Source organism: Streptomyces sp. CA-278952, from assembly GCF_028747205.1.
In the GTDB taxonomy this organism is placed as follows: Bacteria; Actinomycetota; Actinomycetes; order Streptomycetales; family Streptomycetaceae; genus Streptomyces.
In genome coordinates, this window is sequence record NZ_CP112880.1 from 2778674 (window position 1) to 2796747 (window position 18074).

Sequence of the window (18074 nt, forward strand, 5' to 3'; positions counted from 1 at the left end):
CACCCTCCTCCGCGACACCCGCGCGCCACGGGGCGGGGAGCGAACGGGCAGGTGGGACAGGGGTGCGCTTCCGAAGCCGGGCGGGTCGACACCTCGGAACAGTAGGCTGGGCGCAGCAGTGCAGGGACTGCCGAGGCTTCTCGAAGGAGGTGGACCATGACCACCGAGATGGTGGCGCCCGCATGGATGCACACCCAGATCAGCGCGGAGCAGTACGACTCCTGGTCCGAGGAGCAGTGCGCCGGCATCGAGATCGTGGACGGAATGGTCGTCGTGAGCCCGAGCGCCTCCAAGCGACACAACCGGCTGGCCCGGATCCTGGCCAATGCCCTGGACGCCGCCGCGGGCCCGGACTGGAACGCCGACACGGACTTCGACGTCCGCCTGCAGGACGTTCCCCTCACCAACCGCCGCCCGGACGTCATCGTCTACCGGGCGGAGACCATCGATCTCACGCCTACCCGCCCCGAGCACGTACTCCTGGTCGTCGAGGTCGTGTCGCCCGGTTCGGAGACCACCGACCGGATCGTGAAGGTGGACCAGTACGCCAAGGCCGGCATCCCCTTCTACTGGCGGGTCGAGCAGGCCGCCACCGGGATCCCGATCGTCTACACCTACGTCCTCGACCCCGCGACCAAGGCGTACAGGGACGGCGAGATGTTTACCGGCTCGGTGAAGGCCACCGCACCTTTCTCCGTCACGGTCGATCTCGGGGTCATGTGACGTCACTCTGCTCACGGCATGCAGCGGGAGAAACGACGGCCGGAGGGCGCCCCGGGCAAGCTTTTGGCCCGGGGCGCCCTCCGGCCGTCGGCGCCACCTACCGGCCGGCCCCGGACTTCACGGCTCCCGCCGACTGTGTGTCCACGGCGTGCTCGATACCTCGGAACCCGCTCCCGAGGTAGCCGCCGATCACAATGACGGTCGCCGCCGCGCCAAGGGCGAGCGCCAGCCGTTCGCCTCTCGACAGAGCGGTCGTCGCACCCTCCGGCGGCGCGGTCCGCCGGTAGACGAGCGCCGCGGCCGTGAAGGCCCCGGCAACGACGAGGGCGGTGATCAGGTCAAAGGTCACGTACAAGGAGCCCCCCGGGTTCGAAGCCCGCTGCCGGAACGAGATGCCTCGGCGGCGGGTGCAAGCAAACGGCATGGTTCACGAACGAGTTCGACGCCCCGTGGTCGGGGCCGTGTGGACGGCTACTCGGCATCCAGCTCCTGTCGCAGCTGATCCAGCGTGGAACCTTCGGGCGTCCGCCACAGGGTCCAGCCGTTGATGACGTTGCCGGTCACGGCCTCCGCGGCCTTCGACGGCGAGGGGAAGGGGGAGGAGTGCCCGTCGACGACGAGCTGACCTTCGGCAGTGACGACGGCACGGCCCAGCCTGTTGGCGCGACGCTGACGGAACGTGAGCACCGTCCCCGGTTCGAGCAGGCCGGCGCGCATCAGCCCGGCCAGGGGTCCCTGGGGAATCACCGGAGCGGCCTGCGCAGAAACAGCTCCTTCGCCCAGGGACAGGGTGACGTGAATGGCGTCGTCACCGCTCGCGCTCACGAGTCGGGCGATGACGGCGGGGTCGAAGTGGATACTCAGCGTGGCCATGTGCAGTCCTGACGTTGACGGCCTCCCCCAGCGGGACGCCTTGACTTCGCTTCGATGTTAAGCAGTACGAGCGACTTAGGTCCACTTCGATCGCAAGCGGTTAAGGAGAAGTGTTGGAGGTGCTGGACGGAGGTCAGGGCGCCTCATCTCACCAGGAAGCTGCTCAGCGCCCTGCTGCGGATGTCCCGCGTCGTCGCCAACTGGTCCAGCAGCCTCCGCTCATGGGCGTCGAAGCTCGCCATGGCTTCGCCGATGGACCGCTGGGTGTCGAGATCGGGAAGGGCGACAGGTAGCGTCCCGAGCACATCGAGCGAGATGGTCCGCAGCGCCAGGCTCCCCGTCGCATGCGTGTCGAGCCACTCCCGAGCTTCGGGGCTGCGCAGGAACGCCGCCAAGTAGCGGGAGTCGACGGTGTCGGGAGGGCTGATCACGAAGCAGCCGGTGCCGCAGACCCAGCCCTGCTGTTCTTCTCCGACCACGGCACATCGCCCGAGGTCACCCCGTCGGGCGACCACGACGTCACCCCGGTGCAGCCGGAAGCGGTCAAGCCGTTCGGCATGCTGCTCGGAGATGCGCTTGATGCCGCCCACGGTGAAGCCCATGTCCGTGATGTCCTTCGGCATCACCACAGGAACCCCGTCGGCCTCCACGTAGTCCTGGGCCCGGATAAGGCTCCCCGAAGGCCCCGCGAGCAGGCGTACGGAACGACCGGCGACCGTCGCCTCTCCGCTCACCACGTCCTTCAGCAGCAGGTTCTGGCGTCGGAAGCCGTCCTGCGCCAGCTGGTCCTGTGCGCCGACGATCTGCGCCAGTTCCGCCCCGAGTTCCGATGTCTCGCGGTTGCGCCGCTCGAAGTCGGCCAGTACGGCGCTGAGGTCCGTGGCTCCACCCGGTCCACTCTCCGTTCTGAGGTAGGACCGCGGATCCAGATTGCCGGCGTTCTCGATGAGTTCGGCGTAGGCGATCGATCGGGAGAAACCCGGCTCGTCCACCTCCTCCGAGGTTTCGGACCAGAGCCGGAAGCGTTCCGCGATGCGACCGACGTCCTCGCTCGACAGCACACGGTGCCGCTCCGAGAACCGGCGTCCCACACCGCGCGCATCGACGAGGATCACGGAGTCGCTTCGGTGTACCGGACGGGACCTGCGCCCTCGGCCGAGTACCCAGATGTGCACGGCGATGTTGGTTCCCGCGAAGAGACACGCCGGCAGGGCGATCACCGCGAGAACCGCACCCCGGGCCACCATCTCCCGGCGGATCAGCGCCTCCGCTCCTCCCGCCCAGGCCGCCCGCGCGGGCATCACCACCGCCGCGATCCCGCCTTCCTTCAGTTGGGACCAGGCAAGCTGCAGCCACGCGAAGGCGGCACTCGACTCCAGTGGCACGATGAACTGCCGCTGCTCCCACGCGTCGATTCGCTGATTGAACGGCGGATTGCTCAGCACCCGGTCGACACGCCCCAGGTTCCGGTCCCGCAACAGCTTCGCGGGATCGGCCGGTTCCACCTGCGGCACGCTCACCCCGTGCAGGGCCAGGTTCAGCATGGCCGGGCGCACGTTGCCCCGATCCACCGCGTACGCCTCGAACGAGTTGTCACCGACCGGCCCTTGCTCGGCCAGATGCCGAGCGGCAGCCGCGAGCACGCTTCCGGCACCACAGGCCGGGTCCATGATCCGGTCTCCCGGACGGGGGGCGGCCAGATCCACGAGCAGATCAGCGACGCCGCGCGGCGTGTAGAACTCCCCTCCCGGCAAAGCCCCTTCTTCCGCGTGCCGTTGGAGCAACAGCTCACAGACGTCGGCCACCGTGACCTCTCCGAGGCCGGGGCTCCGGCTCAGTGCCGCGACGAAAGCCGTCATCCAGGCGGCATCGTCCGGCCCGCTCCCGAAGTCGATGTCGAGGTCGGCCGACGAGAGCAGCGGAAAACCCGGACGCCGGGCCGCCTCCCGCAGAGCCCCCCGCAGGTCGGTCGCCGGGGAGAAGCCGACGACGGCCTCCGCCGAGGCTCGTTTCCACCGCTTCACGAAATCGTCCTCAGCTTGACCTTCCTCCTCCGCGAATGCGGCGAGCATCAGGATCGCCAGCATCGCGTCGAGGTCGCCGGTCGTACCCCGGCCGCGCCGGTAAGGCGCGTACGCCCGCCACAACCGGTCGGCGACCTCTGCCGCCGGGTCTGCACCTTCTTCGCTCACGAATACCTCTTCTCTCGCCGACCAAATGCGCAGCGAAACTGCGCACTCCTCGTTCACCCGCCAGTCGCCAGCCCCAATGTGTCGAGGTGCGGCATGGCTCTCAGAGTAGCCGCCAACTGTGCCGAACCAGGCGAAGAACTCGCCCGGTGAACCTCTGATCGACTCTGTGCGCAGTCAGGCTGCGCATCTACCTGCAAGGCAAAGGGCAGGTCCAGACGTCGACCCGCTCGGCGGAGCTGCGGCGACAAGGCGTCGACGAAAGGGCAGCACGTGACGCAGGTCACCCCCGTGAGTGGGACCCGGGGTGGAGAGCACGGGAGCCAAGACACCGCCTCAACAGTCCTCCCGATGTAAGAGAGAGCTCGTCCTACGCTTGGAGCATGAAGCCGACCCGAGCGTGGGCTACCGAGAACATCTCCGTGTCCATGCCCGCCGAGCTGGTCAGCGAGCTCCGCTCCGGAACCGGCCGCTGCGGGCTGTCCAGTTACGTCACCGAGGCCGTCCGGCACCAGCTCGCCATGGACGGGCTCGCCGAGATCGTGGCGTCCCACGAGGAAGAGCACGGCGCGCTCACGGAGCAGGAGATCGACGCCGCACGTCGCGAGCTGTTCGGAGACGTGAAGGATATCGAGCGGGGCGCCGCGTGAGGGAGCAGCCGACGACGACTGGTCGAAAGCTCTGGGGGAAGGCGTGATCATCAAAGAAGTGTGAGCGCGGCCCCGGCTATCGGGTTCGCGAGTCCACTGACGCCCGTGACAGCCGGCGTACTCGACGCTGAGCAGCATCGGCACGTCCCCCTTCCTCGCCCCCTCGAACGCCCCGGGCGGGAATGCGCTGGTGGCAGGGGGTGGGTGGACACGGACGCGGAGGTGCGCGGTGCTACCGTTCCGGCACCCCGGCCCCACACGGATGCCTGCGCTGCCTACCGGACGAAAGGGCACAGGACCATGACCGTGCCGCCGCTTTCCCCACTGCCCTCCGGGCCATCCACGCCGTCCGCGCCGGGCCCGCACGGGCCGCCCTGCCCGCCGGTGCCCCGGCCCCCGCTCAGCGGCCTCGCCGTCGCCTCGCTCGTGCTGTCGTTGCTCGTCTGCCTCGCGCCGCTGGGACTGGTCCTCGGGATCGTCGCACTGGTGCGCATCTCCCGAAGCGGCAAGCGCGGCAAGGGGATGGCCGTTGCGGGAACGGCCGTCGGCGGGGCGGTGGTCACGCTGACCGCCCTGCTGCTGGTGATCGGCGGGGTGCGGTTCACCGCGTGGACGGAGGAGGGCGGGAGCCTCTTCGGCCCCCGGGCTCCGAAGACCGGAACCCTGTTCGACCTGAAGGCCGGGGATTGCTTCGCACCGGCGGGCGGGCTGTTCTCCACCCAGGAGCGCGGGGACGAGCGGATGACGGACCCGTCCGTCGAGATCGTGCCGTGCGACGGACCTCATCCGGCCGAGGTGTACGGAACGTTCCGGCTGAAGGGCGACTACGCCATCTCGGACCCCGTCGCCATCGCCGCGGAGGCCTTCGAGGGCTGCGTGCCTCTGCTCCACGACTTCGCGCCGGACACCTGGACCCTGCCGGCCGTCGAATTCTCCTTCTACTACCCGGAGTCGGTCAGCACGACCGGCGGGGACCGGACCGTGCGGTGCTGGCTGGGCTCGGAGGCCGGTCTGCCGGAGGCTTCGCTGCGGCAGGACCCCGGCACCTGGGACGCCGGTCAACTGGCGTACCTGGAGGCGATGCGGCCCTCGTCCGAAGCCTGGTTCAGCGCCTCCGAGAAGGTGGACACCGACCTCGCCGCGGCCACCGCGTGGGCCGTCCGGATGGCGGAAGGCGGGGCCGAATCGGCGAAGCTGCTGCGCGCGATCGACGGCCTCCCGGCCCGGGCACGCGGCCCGGTCATCGCGCTCGCGAACCGGCTCGACGCCCTCTCCGGCATCCACCGGTCCGCATCGAGGGCCCCCACCCTGACGGAGTTCGACAAGCGCTGGGACAACGGCGGCGACGAGGACGCTTCCGGGGAGGAGTGGGAGGCCCGCCTCGTCCTGGGGCTGCCGGTGGAGGACGAGGAGGGGGACGGCGGGGAGCAGCGGGGATGAGCCGTCCGCCCACGGCTTGACCCTCCCCTTGCCCTGTGCCCCTCGCGCCGGGGAGCGCCACGCAGGACACTTGACCCCGACGCTCGGTATCTGGCGCTTGGTATCCGACGCTCCGGAACCCGAGGTCCGGAGCGCGGCACTCGGAGGGGGACACATATGCGGGACAGCCATCGGGCGGAAGCCGAGAGGCTGTTGGTGCGTGCCGTGGAGGAGGAGACGCGGCGCACCGGCGGACGGACCGATGCCGGGGCGCTGATGTCGCGGGCGCGGGCCGCGCTCGACACCATCGCCGCCGGCGCGGGCGAGGAGTACGCCGCGTACACGCGGGCGCTGGATTCGGTGGCGGCGGGTGAGCGCCCCCTCTCGGAGCGGTTCAGCAGAGCGACGCTCGGAACGCCGCTGCTGGTGACGGGAGTCGCCGCCGCTGCCGCGTTCGGCGCGGATCTGGCGCTCGGCGCGAACACCGGCCTGGCGCTCGGCGCGGGCGCGGCGGTCGCGGTGGCCGGCACGGCGACGACCGTGGCGAGGGCGACCGCCTCGCACTGGCCGGCCGCCCACCGCCGTGCCGGAGCGGCCGGACAGCCGGGCGGGGCCGAGCAGTTGCGTCTCCAGTGGCTGACCGCCCTGGAGGTACGGGGCATCCGCCCGTACCTGGACCAGCAGCGCATGCTGACACCCGCCGCGCGCGCCCCGAAGAAGCGGACCGCCGCGGCGGGACGGCAGTTGCGCGGCGGGGACCGTAGCGCGGCGGCCCGCACCCGGGTGGTGCTGGAGCAGTCCTTCGGGCATCTCCCTGAGGCGGAGGGGCCGTTCACCGGACGGCGGGCCGAGCTGGCGCGGATCGCCCAGTGGGTGCACGCGGCCCGCGCCTCGACACAGACCCGGCCGACGGTCGTCGTGCTGCACGGTGAGCCGGGGGCGGGGCGTACGGCGCTCGCGGTGCGGGCCGCCCATGCGCTCAAGGACCAGTTCCGGGGCGCGTGCGTGGTCGATCTGCGCGGCCAGGTCGTCGGCGAGAGCCCGCTGCCGACCCGGGACGCCCTGCTGCACCTGCTGAACCGGCTGGGCGCGCCGCGCGAGCAGCTGCTGTTCAGGGAAGGCGCTTCGGCCGAGCAGCAGGTGCGGCGGCTCTCCGAGCTGTACCACCAGCACCTCGCGGGGACGCCGGTCACGATCGTGCTCGACGACGCCACGGACGCCGGGCAGGTCCGCACCCTGGTCCCGGAGCGCTCGGACAGCCTGGTGATCGTCACCGCCAGGGAGCCGCTGGAGCTGCCCGAGGACCTGCCGGCCTGGGTGCACCACCTGCCGGTCGGCCCGCTGGACGCGGCGGGTGCGGAGGAGCTGCTGCGCGAGGTGGCCGATGAGGAGGAGCCCGGACCGTACGACTACCCGTCCACGGACGCCGTCGTGGAGCTGTGCGGCAGGCTGCCGCTGGCGCTGCGGGTGGCCGGTTCCGCGCTGGGGGCCCGTAGCCGGCACACGCTGGCGGAGGACCTGGGGGCGTACGGTCCGGTGGACCCGGTGGAGCGGGCGCTGTGGCTGCGCTACACCGACCAGGGGGAACAGGCCCGACGGCTGCTGCGGCGGCTCGCGCTGGCGGGCCGGGCGAGCCTGGGGGCGGCAGCGGCGGCGTCGCTGCTCGCGGCGGACGAGCAGGAGGCGGAGCGGCTGCTCACCGTGCTGGCCCGGGCGGGGCTGCTCACCCGCGTACGGGGGTCGCGCTACCGGCTGCACGATCTGGTGCGGGCCTTCGCGCTGGCCCGGCTGCTGGACGAGGAGGAACCGGCCGAGCGGGCGGCGGCCCAGGAGCGGCTGTTGACGAACTACGCGGAGCTGGCCGACGCGGTGATCCGGATGGTCGACGGGAAGATGTCGACCCGCGCCGGGCAGTTCGGCTCGCACGGTTTCGGTTCGCTGGACTCGGCGCTGCGCTGGCTGGACGACGAGTCGAGCTTCATCACGGCGGCGCTGCGGCACACGGAGGGCGTCGACCAGGGCACGGTGCTGCATCTGCTGGGCGCGCTGTGCGACTACTGCCTGCTCCGCGGCGACCTGTACCGCCTGGGTGAGATCAGCGAGCTGACGCAGGCCGTGGACCAGGGTCTGCTGGAGCGGTCGGTGCAGTGGCGTACGGGTATCGCGGCCCGGCAGCTCGGCGAGCTGGACAAGGCCCGCACCACGCTGTCGTCCGTAGTCGGGCTGTACCACGAGGCGCAGAACGACGCGGGCGAGGCGCTGGCGCTGTGCTCGCTGGGCATCACCCTGCACCACCAGGGCAATCTGACGGAGGCGGCGGCCCGGCTCGGCGAGGCGCTGGCGCTCCAGTCGTCCGACGCGCAGGCCGAGGACCGGGCCTGGAGCCTGCACGCCCTGGCGGCCGTGGAGCGCGACCGGGGCGATCTGGCGCGGGCGCTGACCCTGCTGGCCGACGCGCTGCGGCTGCACCGGGAGGGCGAGTCGCTGCACGGTGAGGCCTGGACGCAGTTCCAGCTGGGGCAGGTGCGGCTGCGGACCGGCGAGGTCGGCCCGGCCGAGGAGGCGCTGAACATCGCCCTGGGGCTGTACGGGCGCACCCGCGACGGACGCGGCGAGGCGTGGGCGCTCACCCAGCTGGCCCGGGCCCGGCTGGTGGACGGCGATCCGGGGGCCGCCCTGGAGCAGTTGCGCGAGGCGCTGGGCCGGCACCGGGACAACGAGGACGCGCGCGGCGAGGCCTGGACCTTGTACTACCTGGGGCAGGCGCTGGAGGAGGAGGGGGACACCGATCAGGCGGTGCGTGAGCTGGAGCGGTCCCGCACGATGTTCTCGCGGATGCGGGACGTGTACGGGCTGGCGTGCGCCCGGCACCATTCGGGCCGGGTCACCCGGGACCAGCGGGCCGCGCAGACGGGCAACCTGCGCAATTCGGGGTTCGCCCGGCAGTTGCTGATGGACGCGCGGGCCGACTTCCGGCGGATCAAGGTGCCGTACGGGGAGGCGTGGGCGTGCGTGGAGCTGGCGTTGATCGACGCGGGCAACGGGCGGGCGCCGCAGGCGCTGGAGCTGTGCGGTGAGGCGGCGGAGCTGTTCGCCTCGTACGGGGACGCGCGGGGCGGCGACTGGGCCCGGTTCCTGCGCTGCACGCTGCTGCCGTACGCCTCGCCCGGGGGCATCGAGGTGGGCACGGTGGTGGCGCAGCAGGAGCTGGCCGAGCTGATGGAGGCCCGGCATCCGGCGCGGGACGGCAGGCTGGAGCAGTCCGCGGCGGCGTTCGCGGTGGCGCTGGAGCGGGGCGTGGACCTGGAGGACGGCTGGCAGGCGTGGCGGCTCGGGCTGACCCCGACCCGCGCCGCCGGCCAGATCATGGGCGTCGCGTCGGAGCCGGCCCGGCCGTGACGACACCCCCGTGACGCCACGCCTGTCATGTCACGACGCGGCCGTGGCCCGGTCGGGCATGACCGGCGGGCATGACGGGGCGGACGGCCCGGACGGACCTACGCAGGCGGACCTACGCAGGCGGACCTGCACGGGCGGACCTGCACGGGCGGGCGTCGGAGACCGGCGCCCGCCCGTCAGGGGCCGACGGGCGTCCGGCACCGGGGCCGGACGCCCTTTCCGTACGCGCGGCCCCGGCGCGGGTTACTTCCGGGTCGCGGCCGCCCCGTCGGCGGCGGGCTCGGCGGCCACCGCGTCCGGGTCCGGGGCCTCCTCGAAGTCGACCTTCCCCATGTGGCGGTTCATCGACTTCATCAGGGCCCACACGCCGACGGCGAGCGCCGCGAAGACGAGGAAGCCGAGGACGCCGGGGGTGACCTTGTTCTTGTCGAGCTCTTCGGCGGCGAGCGGGACGAGGTGCGTCAGTGCCTGGGTCGCGTACATATCAGGCATTGTCGCGGATGCCCGCGAAGAGGTCGCTCTCGGGGAGGGAGGTATCGACCAGAGACTTCGCCAGCTCGTACTCCTCGGTGGGCCACACCTCGCGCTGGATGTCCATCGGGACCCGGAACCAGCCGCCCTCGGGGTCGATCTGCGTGGCGTGCGCGATGAGCGCCTTGTCGCGGATCTCGTAGAACTCGTCGCAGGGAACGTGCGTGGTCAGCGTGCGTTCCACGCGCTCGAACTCCTCCCAGCGCTCCAGCCACTCGCCGTACGGGGACTCCAGGCCCCGGGCGAGGAGCGCCTCGTGCAGGGCGACGGTGCGCGGCCGGTTGAAGCCCTGGTTGTAGTAGAGCTTCTTCGGCTCCCAGACGGGGCCGAACTCGTCCTCCGGGAACCGCTCCGCGTCGGCCGCACCGTCGAACGCGATCATCGAGATCGTGTGCGTCATGATGTGGTCGGGGTGCGGGTAGCCGCCGTTCTCGTCGTACGTGGTGATGACCTGCGGCCGGAACGCGCGGATCTTCGCCACCAGGCGCCCCGCGGCGACCTCGGGGTCCTCCAGGGCGAAGCAGCCCTCGGGCAGCGGCGGCAGCGGGTCGCCCTCGGGCAGCCCCGAGTCGACGAAACCGAGCCACTCCTGCTGGACGCCCAGGATCTCCCGGGCCTCGTCCATCTCCTTCTTGCGCACCTCGTGGATGTTCTTCTCGATGTACGCGTCGCCCTGGAGCTTCGGGTTGAGGATGGAGCCGCGCTCGCCCCCCGTGCAGGTCACGACCAGCACGTCCACCCCCTCGGACACGTACTTGGCCATGGTGGCCGCGCCCTTGCTCGACTCGTCGTCGGGGTGGGCGTGAACGGCCATCAGTCGCAGCTGCTCAGTCAAAGCTCGATCCTCAGTCATTGGTCGCTCTGGTCGATCATGGGTCGGTCAGGTCGATCCGGGTCGCTGCGGAAGCCGGTCCGGATCGCTGTCGAAGCCGGTCGGGTCTCTGTCTCAAGAGATGCCGCGCCCGCGCGGCATCGGTGTGGGGCGAGGTCGGACGCCGGGCGGGCGGCTTCTATAGTGACTGAACGAGGGGCCGGAAAATTCCTCGATGCCCGGTCCGGAGGGAACGATCATGACGACGGTTCGCGAGGCCCTGCCCGAGGGGCGGTACGGCCGGACCGAGGATCAGCGTGCGGACCGCAAGCTGAAGATCGTCGGATCGGTCCTGGGCGTCGCCATGCTCGGCGTGATCGGGTGGATCGGCTTCGACTACGTCGGCGGCCAGGGCATCAGCGCCGAGATGATCAAGTTCAAGGTCGTCTCCGACGCCCGGGCCGATGTCCACCTGGAGGTCCGCAAGGACCGCGAGGGCCACGGCTACTGCCTGGTGCGGGCGCTCAGCGAGGACGGCTCCGAGGTGGGCCGCAAGGAGGTCCGCTTCGACCGGGCCGAGGACCGGATCGACGAGGTCGTGACCGTGGTGACCCGGTCCAGGGCGACCGCGGTCGAGCCGATGGGCTGCACCGCCGACGACGGCCCGACCGGCTGATCCCTTTCGCACCCCCTGTGACCTGCGGCGACGCGGGTCGTATCGGCCGGTTGAGGGGTGTGACGGTTTACCTTCTCCCCCTTTTCCTGCGGAATTGTTAGGCTCGTGGTTTCGCCCACCCGGAGAAGCACATGCTTCTGGGTAGGGCGATGCTTTGTATTCCCAGCACCGACGAGGAGCACCTGTGACCCAGACCAGCGAGAACGTCACCTGGCTCACGCAGGAGGCGTACAACCAGCTCAAGGCCGAGCTGGAGCACCTGTCTGGTCCCGCGCGCACGGAGATCGCCGTCAAGATCGCGGCGGCCCGTGAGGAGGGTGACCTCCGGGAGAACGGCGGGTACCACGCGGCCAAGGAGGAGCAGGGCAAGATGGAGCTGCGGGTGCGCCAGCTGACCCAGCTCCTGGAGCACGCGAAGGTCGGCGAGGCGCCGGCCGACGACGGCGTGGTCGAGCCCGGCATGGTCGTCACGATCGCCTTCGACGGCGATGAGAGCGACACGCTGACCTTCCTGCTCGCCTCCCGTGAGTACGCCAGCACGGAGATCGAGACGTACTCCCCGCAGTCCCCGCTCGGCCTCGGCGTGAACGGCAAGCGGACGGGCGACGACGCGGACTACGAGCTGCCGAACGGCAAGACGGCGTCGGTGAAGATCCTGGCGGCGAAGCCCTACACCGGCTGATCCGGCCGCATCACGACGGAACGACACGGGAGCCCCGGCCACGGACGGCCGGGGCTCCCGTGCGTCGTGTACGCCGGACGGCCGGGGTCCCCTGGCCTGGGTGCGGACGGCGGGGACGGGGCTCCCCGCCCCCGCCGTCCGCACCCGGGCCGTTCCCGCGGGCCGGGTCAGGAGCAGTCGCCGGTGCGGCCGAGGGTCTTCTCGGGCGTCGCGCCGGGGCGGGTCCACTGCGGGGTGGGGCGGCTGGCCGGGCCCCAGCTCGCGGTCCCGTCCGCGTCGGTGCGCCAGTACCAGCAGGCCTGGCCGGCCTCGCCCGGATAGCCGTCGCGGACCCGGCCGATCGCGGGCCGGCCCTCGGGCCGGTCCTCCCACGCCTCGCCGCGGCCGTAGGGCGTCAGGTCGAGCAGGCCGAAGGAGCCGTTGGCCGCCTCGATTCCGCGGCCCGTGGTGGAGTAGGTGAGGAACACGCGCCCGCCGTCGCGCAGGAAGCAGGCGAGGTGTCCCATCTCGCCGCCGATCGGCGCGTCCAGGCCCCGCACCGAGTACCAGGGCTGGGTATAGCCCATGAACGCGGTGAAGGCGGCCACCTCGTCCCAGGAGCCCGTGGTCACGACGGCGAACGAGACGCCCCGGGCGTTGAGGTAGACGGCGTCCCTCATGTGCCAGACCGCGTCGGTGCAGCCCTCGCACTGGCCCTGGTGCGGTGCGCCGTCGTACCACATGTGCTGGTAGACGACGAGCTCCCGGCGGCCCTCGAACAGGTCGAGGAACGGGACCGGGCCCTCGGGTCCGACGACCTCGGCCGTCCCGTCGACCTCCACCATCGGCAGCCGGCGGCGGGCCGCGGCGAGCGCGTCGCCCTGGCGGGTGTGGGCCTTCTCCCGGACCAGGAGCTCGTCCCGGGCCGCCTGCCAGGTGGCCCGGTCGACGACGGGCGGCGCGCCGGGCAGGCCGGTGGCCGGGTCGTCCGGAGTGCTGGTCATGGTTGCCTCCGTGGGGTCGCGTGGCGGGCGTCAGACGGCGGCCGAGCGGTATTTGCGGACCGCGAGGGTGCGGAAGACCACGATGATCAGCACGGACCAGATGATGGAGGCGAGGATCGGGTGCTCCATCGGCCAGGCCCCGGTGACGGACCTCGGCACGCCCGGCATCGTGTTCCCGAAGAGCTCGCGGGCCCCGGCCACCGTGGCGCTGAAGGGGTTCCACTCGGCGACGTGCTGGAGGAACGTCGGCATGCCGGTGACCGGCACGAAGGCGTTCGAGATGAACGTCAGCGGGAACAGCCAGATCAGACCGCCGGAGGTCGCCGCCTCCGGGGTGCGCACGGACAGGCCGATCAGCGCTCCGATCCAGGAGAACGCGTAGCCGAGCAGGAGCAGCAGCAGGAAGCCGCAGATCACCTTGCCGATGTTCTCGTGGGTGCGCCAGCCGACGATCAGGGCGACTAGCGCGAGCACGACGAGGGTGAGCGTGGTCTGTACGAGGTCGGCGAGCGTCCGTCCGGTGAGGACCGCGCCCCGGGCCATGGGCAGCGACCGGAAACGGTCGATGAGCCCCTTGTGCATGTCGTCGGCGATACCCGCGCCGGCGCCCGCGGTGGCGAAGGTGACGGTCTGGGCGAAGATGCCCGCCATCAGGAACTCCTTGTACAGCTGCGGGTCGGTCGAGCCGCCGATGCTGATGGAGCCGCCGAAGACGTAGGTGAAGAGCACCACGAACATGATCGGCTGGATCAGCCCGAAGATCACCATTTCGGGGATCCGGGTCATCCGGATCAGATTCCGCTTGGCGACGACGAGGGAGTCCTTCACGGACTGCGTGACGCCCCCGGCGGGGCGGGGGACCAACGAGGGGGCGTCCTTGGCGATCGCGCTCACCGGGTGTCCTCCTTGCTCCGGGAGTCGGGGGAACGTTCCGCTACGGCTCCGTCGGGCTCCTCGTCCCCGTTCTCGCGCACCTCGGCCGCGTGGCCGGTGAGGGAGAGGAAGACGTCGTCCAGGGTGGGCCTGCGCAGGGCGATGTCGTCGATCTCCACGCCCTGGGCGTCCAGGTCGCGGATGATCTCGGCCAGCAGCTTGGCCCCGCCGCTGACCGGGGCGGTCAGCTTGCGGGAGAGCTGGGCGACGGCGACCTCTCCCTTGCCGAGGGCGGTCAGCACGGACCGGGCGCGCTCGATCTCGTCCGGGCGGTGCACGACGACCTCGACGCGCTCACCGCCGGTGCGGGCCTTGAGCTGGTCGGAGGTGCCGCGGGCGATGACCTTGCCGTGGTCGATGACGCAGATGTCGTGGGCGAGGCGGTCGGCCTCCTCCAGATACTGCGTGGTCAGCAGCAGCGTCGTGCCGCCCGCCACCAGGTCCTCGATCACGTCCCAGAGCTGCTGCCGGTTGCGCGGGTCGAGGCCGGTCGTCGGCTCGTCCATGAACATCACGGGCGGCGACACGACGAGCGCCGCCGCGAGGTCGAGGCGTCGGCGCATACCGCCGGAGTACGTCTTGGCGGTGCGGTCGGCGGCGTCGCCGAGGTTGAACCGGTCCAGCAGGACGCCCGCCCGGGCCTTCGCGTCCCGGGCGCTGAGCTGGTAGAGCTGCCCGACCATCTGGAGGTTCTCCCGGCCGGTCAGGTACTCGTCGACCGCGGCGAACTGCCCGGAGAGCCCGATCGAGCGGCGTACCTCGTTGGGCTTCTTCAGTACGTCGATGCCGGCCACGACGGCGGTGCCGCTGTCCGGGCGCAGCAGCGTGGTCAGCACCCGTACGGCGGTGGTCTTGCCCGCGCCGTTGGGCCCGAGCAGTCCGAGGACCGTGCCTTCGGGGACGTCGAAATCGACGCCGTCGAGGGCTCGTACGTCACCGAAGGTCTTCACCAGACCTTCGGCGTGGATCGCACCTGGCATGGAGGGGCTCCCCCGTCACTCGCGGATGGTGATGGTGTCGCCGGCGGCGGCCTTCCGGTCCGATCCTAGGATCGTCGGGCCGCCGCCGCCCGGTGAACGGGCGTATCCCCGGCGCCCGGCGCGCGGTGGGTCCCCCGTGCGACCGCCTCAGCCCATCACCCGGAAGCCCGCCGCCCGCAGCGCCGCCTCGACCTCCGCGCAGTGCTGCGGCCCCTTGGTCTCCAGATGCAGGTCGACCTCCGCCTCGGTCAGGCCGAGGCGCGGGTCGGTGCGCACATGGCTGATGTCGAGGACGTTGGCGTCGGCCACGGTCAGCGCGGCCAGCAGGGAGGCCAGCGCCCCCGGACGGTCGGTGAGGCGCAGCCGCAGGCTCAGGTAGCGGCCCGCGGCGGACATCCCGTGCCGCAGGATGCGCTGCATCAGCAGCGGGTCGACGTTGCCACCGGACAGCACGGCCACCACCGGCCCCCGGAACGCCTTCGGGTCGCTGAGCAGCGCCGCCACCGGGCTGGCCCCGGCCGGTTCGACGACCAGCTTGGCCCGCTCCAGGCAGAGCAGCAGCGCACTGGACAGCTCGTCCTCGGTGACCGTGCGGACCTCGTCGACCAGCTCCTCGATCAGCCGGTACGGTACGTCGCCGGGCCGGCCCACCTTGATGCCGTCGGCCATCGTGGCCGGGGAGTCGAGGGAGACGGGGTGCCCGGCGGCCAGGGACGGCGGGTAGCAGGCGGCCCCCTCGGCCTGGACGCCGATGATCCGGACGTCGGGGCGCAGGGCCTTCACCGCGACGGCGACGCCCGCGGCGAACCCGCCGCCGCCGACGCCGAGGACGATCGTGCGGACCTCGGGGCACTGCTCCAGGATCTCCAGCCCCACGGTGCCCTGGCCCGCGATGATGTCGGGGTGGTCGAAGGGGTGGATGAAGACCGCGCCGGTCTCCTCCGCGTACCGCCGGGCGGCGGCGAGGGTCTCGTCGACGACCTGGCCGTGCAGCCGCACCTCGGCCCCGTACTCCCGGGTCGCGGCGACCTTGGGCAGGGGCGCCCCGACGGGCATGAAGACCGTGGAGCGTACGCCGAGGAGCGACGAGGCCAGCGCGACGCCCTGGGCGTGGTTCCCGGCGCTGGCGGCGACCACCCCGGCCGCTCGTTCCACCGGGGTGAGGCCGGAGATCCGGACGTACGCGCCGCGCAGTTTGAAGGAGCCGGTGCGCTGGAGGTTCTCGCACTTGAGGTGCACCGGGGAGCCGACCAGCTCGGTCAGATGGCGGCTGCCCTCCAGCGCGGTCACCCGGGCCACCCCGGACAGCATCTTCTGCGCGCCCCGGACGTCGTCGAGGATCAGGGCCGGGTGGCGGGCGGTCGCGCGGAAGCTCATGTCCGCAAGTCTTGCAGCTCCGACCGGGCGCGGCAGACTTGTCTCATGGCGGCCTGCGGTGGTGTCCGCAGGTTTGTGCGGCACTGGTACGCGTTGCCCCGGGGCCGCGTACTCTGTCCCCCACCCATCCGACACCGCACGAAGAGAGCCCCCGGCCATGCCCCCTCAGGACATGACGACTGCTGCGCCTCCTTCCGGGGGCGCCGTCCCCGAACACCCGGGCCCCGACCGCCTGCTGGACTCCCTCCAGCATGAGGTGGCGGTCTTCGCCCGCCGTGCCGAGCAGACCCGCCTCGGCGGTGTCGGCCAGGTCCGCAACTCGATGGACCGGGCGGCGTACCTGCTGCTGAACCGGCTGGACCGGGAAGGTCCGATGGGCGTCAAGGCGTTGGCGGCCGGGATGGGCATCGACTCCTCGACGGTGACGCGACAGGTCGCTCCGCTCGTCGACACCGGTCTGGTGAAACGCACGTCGCATCCGGAGGACGGCCGGGCCGTGGTGCTCCAGCTCTCGCCGCGCGGTCAGGCCCGGCTGGAAGAGGTCCGGGCTTCGCGGCGCGAGCTGATGTCCCAGGTGACGGACGGCTGGTCGCAGGAGGAGCGGGACACGTTCTGCGCCCTGCTCACCCGTTTCAACGGGTCGTTGGCCGCCCGGCAGGCCGCGTACCAGCCGCCGCAGTCCGACTGACGGGGCGCGGGCGGCGGTCAGCCCCGGGGGGCACCCGAGCGTCAGGCGCGTCGTCCTCGCCCTCGCCCTCGATGAGTTTCGCGTGCCAGCAGGAAGGCGACCGGCAGAGCACTGTCCGGTGAGCGCACTCGGGCGTTTCGGTTGGCCGAAGGAACAGCACGGCCCGGCCGCACGGTCCAGAGTTCTGGCCGTGCGGCCGGGCCGGCCGTGCCTTGCGGGGTGCCTCAGCGCCTGCGCGAACCGCCGATCCGGCTGCCGGCGCCCACCCCCGCGACGTGCAGGGCCAGGAGCAGGAGGCCGAGCAGCATCACGTTGCCCGACGCGAACACGTCGTTGGTGGAGATGTCGGCCGCGTTGATGAGGAACGCGATGAAGAACAGTACTGCGGCGGCTATACCCAGCATGTGAGTGGCTCCTTCCGAGCGGTTTCCTCCGTGTGCCCGACATCGGGAGAGGTAGGCCCCGACGCCCCCTGGAGAAAAGCTCACCGCGCGTCGGAGTCGATCAACGAGTCCGGTAATCCGGTGAACAGACTTCGAGCAGGCGCCCGGCTTCCCTGAAACCGGACCGGAAAACAACCGATTTCGGAGGTGTATCCCGGACGACCCGGGGCACGAGGCTGATCAGCGGTTGCTGAAGCAAAGGAATTTCGCCGGAACGAGAGAGCGAACCGTTTCGGCACGCTCCTGAAGGCCGCCCTGAATACGTTCATTGTTTTCTCTACGAACGAAGGAGCTTCCCATGAGCGAGAACCTGTGGGGCTATCAGCCGAGCGTCGGCCACACCGTCGGCACCGACCTGATCGGTTACAAGGTCGAGGCGACGGACGGCAGCATCGGCAAGGTCGACAAGCATTCCGACGACGTCACGTCCTCGTATCTGGTGGTCGACACCGGCGTGTGGATTCTCGGTAAGCACGTTCTGCTCCCGGCGGGCACGGTGAACCGGATCGACAGCGATGAGAAGAAGGTCTACCTCGACCTCACCAAGGACCAGGTCAAGGACTCTCCGGAATTCGACAAGGACAAGCACATCGGCGACACGGACTTTCACCGCACGACCGGCGAGTACTACGGCCGCCACCGCCGCGTCTGACGCGACGCAGTACGCACGGCGGGCGGGGCGGGACGCATCAGGCGTCCCGCCCCGCCCGCCGTCCG

18 protein-coding genes are annotated in these 18074 nt (G+C 71.3%); 8 read left to right on the plus strand and 10 right to left on the minus strand.

The window, feature by feature from the left end; all coding sequences use genetic code 11:
- Positions 1–156 precede the first annotated feature (156 nt).
- Entirely contained in the window at positions 157–723 is a 567-nt protein-coding gene (locus tag N7925_RS12050) for a Uma2 family endonuclease (protein WP_274343857.1), read from the plus strand.
- A gap of 97 nt (positions 724–820) precedes the next feature.
- On the opposite strand, the gene N7925_RS12055 is transcribed toward N7925_RS12050, so the two are convergent.
- From N7925_RS12055 to N7925_RS12065, 3 genes are all read right to left on the minus strand, one after another.
- On the minus strand, positions 821–1072 hold the full coding sequence (locus N7925_RS12055) for a hypothetical protein (RefSeq protein WP_274343858.1): 252 nt from the start codon (positions 1070–1072) through the stop codon (positions 821–823).
- Between the two features lie 122 nt (positions 1073–1194).
- Complete coding sequence (locus N7925_RS12060) at positions 1195–1596, minus strand: DUF4357 domain-containing protein (protein WP_274343859.1); 402 nt, start codon at positions 1594–1596, stop codon at positions 1195–1197.
- A 143-nt stretch (positions 1597–1739) separates the two neighbouring features.
- Positions 1740–3788, minus strand: a complete 2049-nt coding sequence (locus N7925_RS12065; RefSeq protein ID WP_274343860.1) for a type I restriction-modification system subunit M/S — start codon at positions 3786–3788, stop codon at positions 1740–1742.
- 380 nt (positions 3789–4168) lie between these two features.
- On the opposite strand from N7925_RS12065, the gene N7925_RS12070 reads away from it, so the two are divergent.
- From N7925_RS12070 to N7925_RS12080, 3 genes are all read left to right on the plus strand, one after another.
- Positions 4169–4435 carry a hypothetical protein gene (locus N7925_RS12070; RefSeq protein WP_274343861.1) on the plus strand — a complete coding sequence of 89 codons (267 nt, stop codon included), beginning with the start codon at positions 4169–4171 and terminating at the stop codon, positions 4433–4435.
- Between the two features lie 384 nt (positions 4436–4819).
- The gene (locus N7925_RS12075; protein ID WP_274343862.1) at positions 4820–5875 is read left to right on the plus strand and encodes a DUF4190 domain-containing protein; all 1056 of its coding nucleotides are present in this window, start codon (positions 4820–4822) and stop codon (positions 5873–5875) included.
- Between the two features lie 156 nt (positions 5876–6031).
- Entirely contained in the window at positions 6032–9253 is a 3222-nt protein-coding gene (locus N7925_RS12080) for a tetratricopeptide repeat protein (RefSeq protein WP_274343863.1), read from the plus strand.
- A gap of 243 nt (positions 9254–9496) precedes the next feature.
- Here the strand turns inward: N7925_RS12080 and N7925_RS12085 are convergent, their stop codons facing one another.
- Positions 9497–9736 carry a hypothetical protein gene (locus tag N7925_RS12085; protein WP_018956094.1) on the minus strand — a complete coding sequence of 80 codons (240 nt, stop codon included), beginning with the start codon at positions 9734–9736 and terminating at the stop codon, positions 9497–9499.
- A 1-nt stretch (position 9737) separates the two neighbouring features.
- Positions 9738–10619 (minus strand): mycothiol conjugate amidase Mca, encoded by an 882-nt coding sequence (gene mca, locus N7925_RS12090; RefSeq protein WP_265599659.1) that lies wholly within the window; start codon positions 10617–10619, stop codon positions 9738–9740.
- A gap of 235 nt (positions 10620–10854) precedes the next feature.
- Here mca and N7925_RS12095 point away from each other — a divergent pair, with 235 nt between their 5' ends.
- Positions 10855–11271, plus strand: coding sequence for a DUF4307 domain-containing protein (locus tag N7925_RS12095; protein WP_265599660.1), 417 nt, complete (start codon positions 10855–10857; stop codon positions 11269–11271).
- 184 nt (positions 11272–11455) lie between these two features.
- On the plus strand, positions 11456–11953 hold the full coding sequence (gene greA / locus N7925_RS12100) for a transcription elongation factor GreA (protein ID WP_265599661.1): 498 nt from the start codon (positions 11456–11458) through the stop codon (positions 11951–11953).
- 167 nt (positions 11954–12120) lie between these two features.
- Here the strand turns inward: greA and N7925_RS12105 are convergent, their stop codons facing one another.
- From N7925_RS12105 to ilvA, 4 genes are all read right to left on the minus strand, one after another.
- The gene (locus tag N7925_RS12105) at positions 12121–12936 is read right to left on the minus strand and encodes a DUF899 domain-containing protein (protein WP_274343864.1); all 816 of its coding nucleotides are present in this window, start codon (positions 12934–12936) and stop codon (positions 12121–12123) included.
- A 30-nt stretch (positions 12937–12966) separates the two neighbouring features.
- Positions 12967–13830, minus strand: a complete 864-nt coding sequence (locus N7925_RS12110; RefSeq protein ID WP_274343865.1) for an ABC transporter permease — start codon at positions 13828–13830, stop codon at positions 12967–12969.
- Positions 13827–14849, minus strand: a complete 1023-nt coding sequence (locus N7925_RS12115) for an ATP-binding cassette domain-containing protein (RefSeq protein WP_265599664.1) — start codon at positions 14847–14849, stop codon at positions 13827–13829. The genes N7925_RS12110 and N7925_RS12115 overlap by 4 nt, the downstream gene beginning before the upstream one ends.
- Positions 14850–14996: 147 nt before the next feature.
- Positions 14997–16226 carry a threonine ammonia-lyase gene (gene ilvA / locus N7925_RS12120; protein ID WP_274343866.1) on the minus strand — a complete coding sequence of 410 codons (1230 nt, stop codon included), beginning with the start codon at positions 16224–16226 and terminating at the stop codon, positions 14997–14999.
- A gap of 157 nt (positions 16227–16383) precedes the next feature.
- Between ilvA and N7925_RS12125 the strand changes: the two genes are divergently transcribed.
- Positions 16384–16914, plus strand: a complete 531-nt coding sequence (locus N7925_RS12125; RefSeq protein ID WP_274343867.1) for a MarR family winged helix-turn-helix transcriptional regulator — start codon at positions 16384–16386, stop codon at positions 16912–16914.
- Between the two features lie 224 nt (positions 16915–17138).
- On the opposite strand, the gene N7925_RS12130 is transcribed toward N7925_RS12125, so the two are convergent.
- Positions 17139–17318, minus strand: a complete 180-nt coding sequence (locus N7925_RS12130) for a hypothetical protein (protein WP_274343868.1) — start codon at positions 17316–17318, stop codon at positions 17139–17141.
- A 337-nt stretch (positions 17319–17655) separates the two neighbouring features.
- Between N7925_RS12130 and N7925_RS12135 the strand changes: the two genes are divergently transcribed.
- Positions 17656–18009 carry a PRC-barrel domain-containing protein gene (locus tag N7925_RS12135; protein ID WP_265599668.1) on the plus strand — a complete coding sequence of 118 codons (354 nt, stop codon included), beginning with the start codon at positions 17656–17658 and terminating at the stop codon, positions 18007–18009.
- Positions 18010–18074 lie beyond the last annotated feature (65 nt).

Coding starts and splice junctions, on each gene's coding strand:
- N7925_RS12050 (WP_274343857.1), top strand. CDS start 157: ATGACCACCGAGATGGTGGCGCCCGCATGGATGCACACCCAGATCAGC.
- N7925_RS12060 (WP_274343859.1), bottom strand. CDS start 1,596: ATGGCCACGCTGAGTATCCACTTCGACCCCGCCGTCATCGCCCGACTC.
- N7925_RS12070 (WP_274343861.1), top strand. CDS start 4,169: ATGAAGCCGACCCGAGCGTGGGCTACCGAGAACATCTCCGTGTCCATG.
- N7925_RS12080 (WP_274343863.1), top strand. CDS start 6,032: ATGCGGGACAGCCATCGGGCGGAAGCCGAGAGGCTGTTGGTGCGTGCC.
- N7925_RS12085 (WP_018956094.1), bottom strand. CDS start 9,736: ATGTACGCGACCCAGGCACTGACGCACCTCGTCCCGCTCGCCGCCGAA.
- N7925_RS12095 (WP_265599660.1), top strand. CDS start 10,855: ATGACGACGGTTCGCGAGGCCCTGCCCGAGGGGCGGTACGGCCGGACC.
- N7925_RS12105 (WP_274343864.1), bottom strand. CDS start 12,936: ATGACCAGCACTCCGGACGACCCGGCCACCGGCCTGCCCGGCGCGCCG.
- N7925_RS12115 (WP_265599664.1), bottom strand. CDS start 14,849: ATGCCAGGTGCGATCCACGCCGAAGGTCTGGTGAAGACCTTCGGTGAC.
- ilvA (WP_274343866.1), bottom strand. CDS start 16,226: ATGAGCTTCCGCGCGACCGCCCGCCACCCGGCCCTGATCCTCGACGAC.
- N7925_RS12125 (WP_274343867.1), top strand. CDS start 16,384: ATGCCCCCTCAGGACATGACGACTGCTGCGCCTCCTTCCGGGGGCGCC.
- N7925_RS12130 (WP_274343868.1), bottom strand. CDS start 17,318: ATGCTGGGTATAGCCGCCGCAGTACTGTTCTTCATCGCGTTCCTCATC.
- N7925_RS12135 (WP_265599668.1), top strand. CDS start 17,656: ATGAGCGAGAACCTGTGGGGCTATCAGCCGAGCGTCGGCCACACCGTC.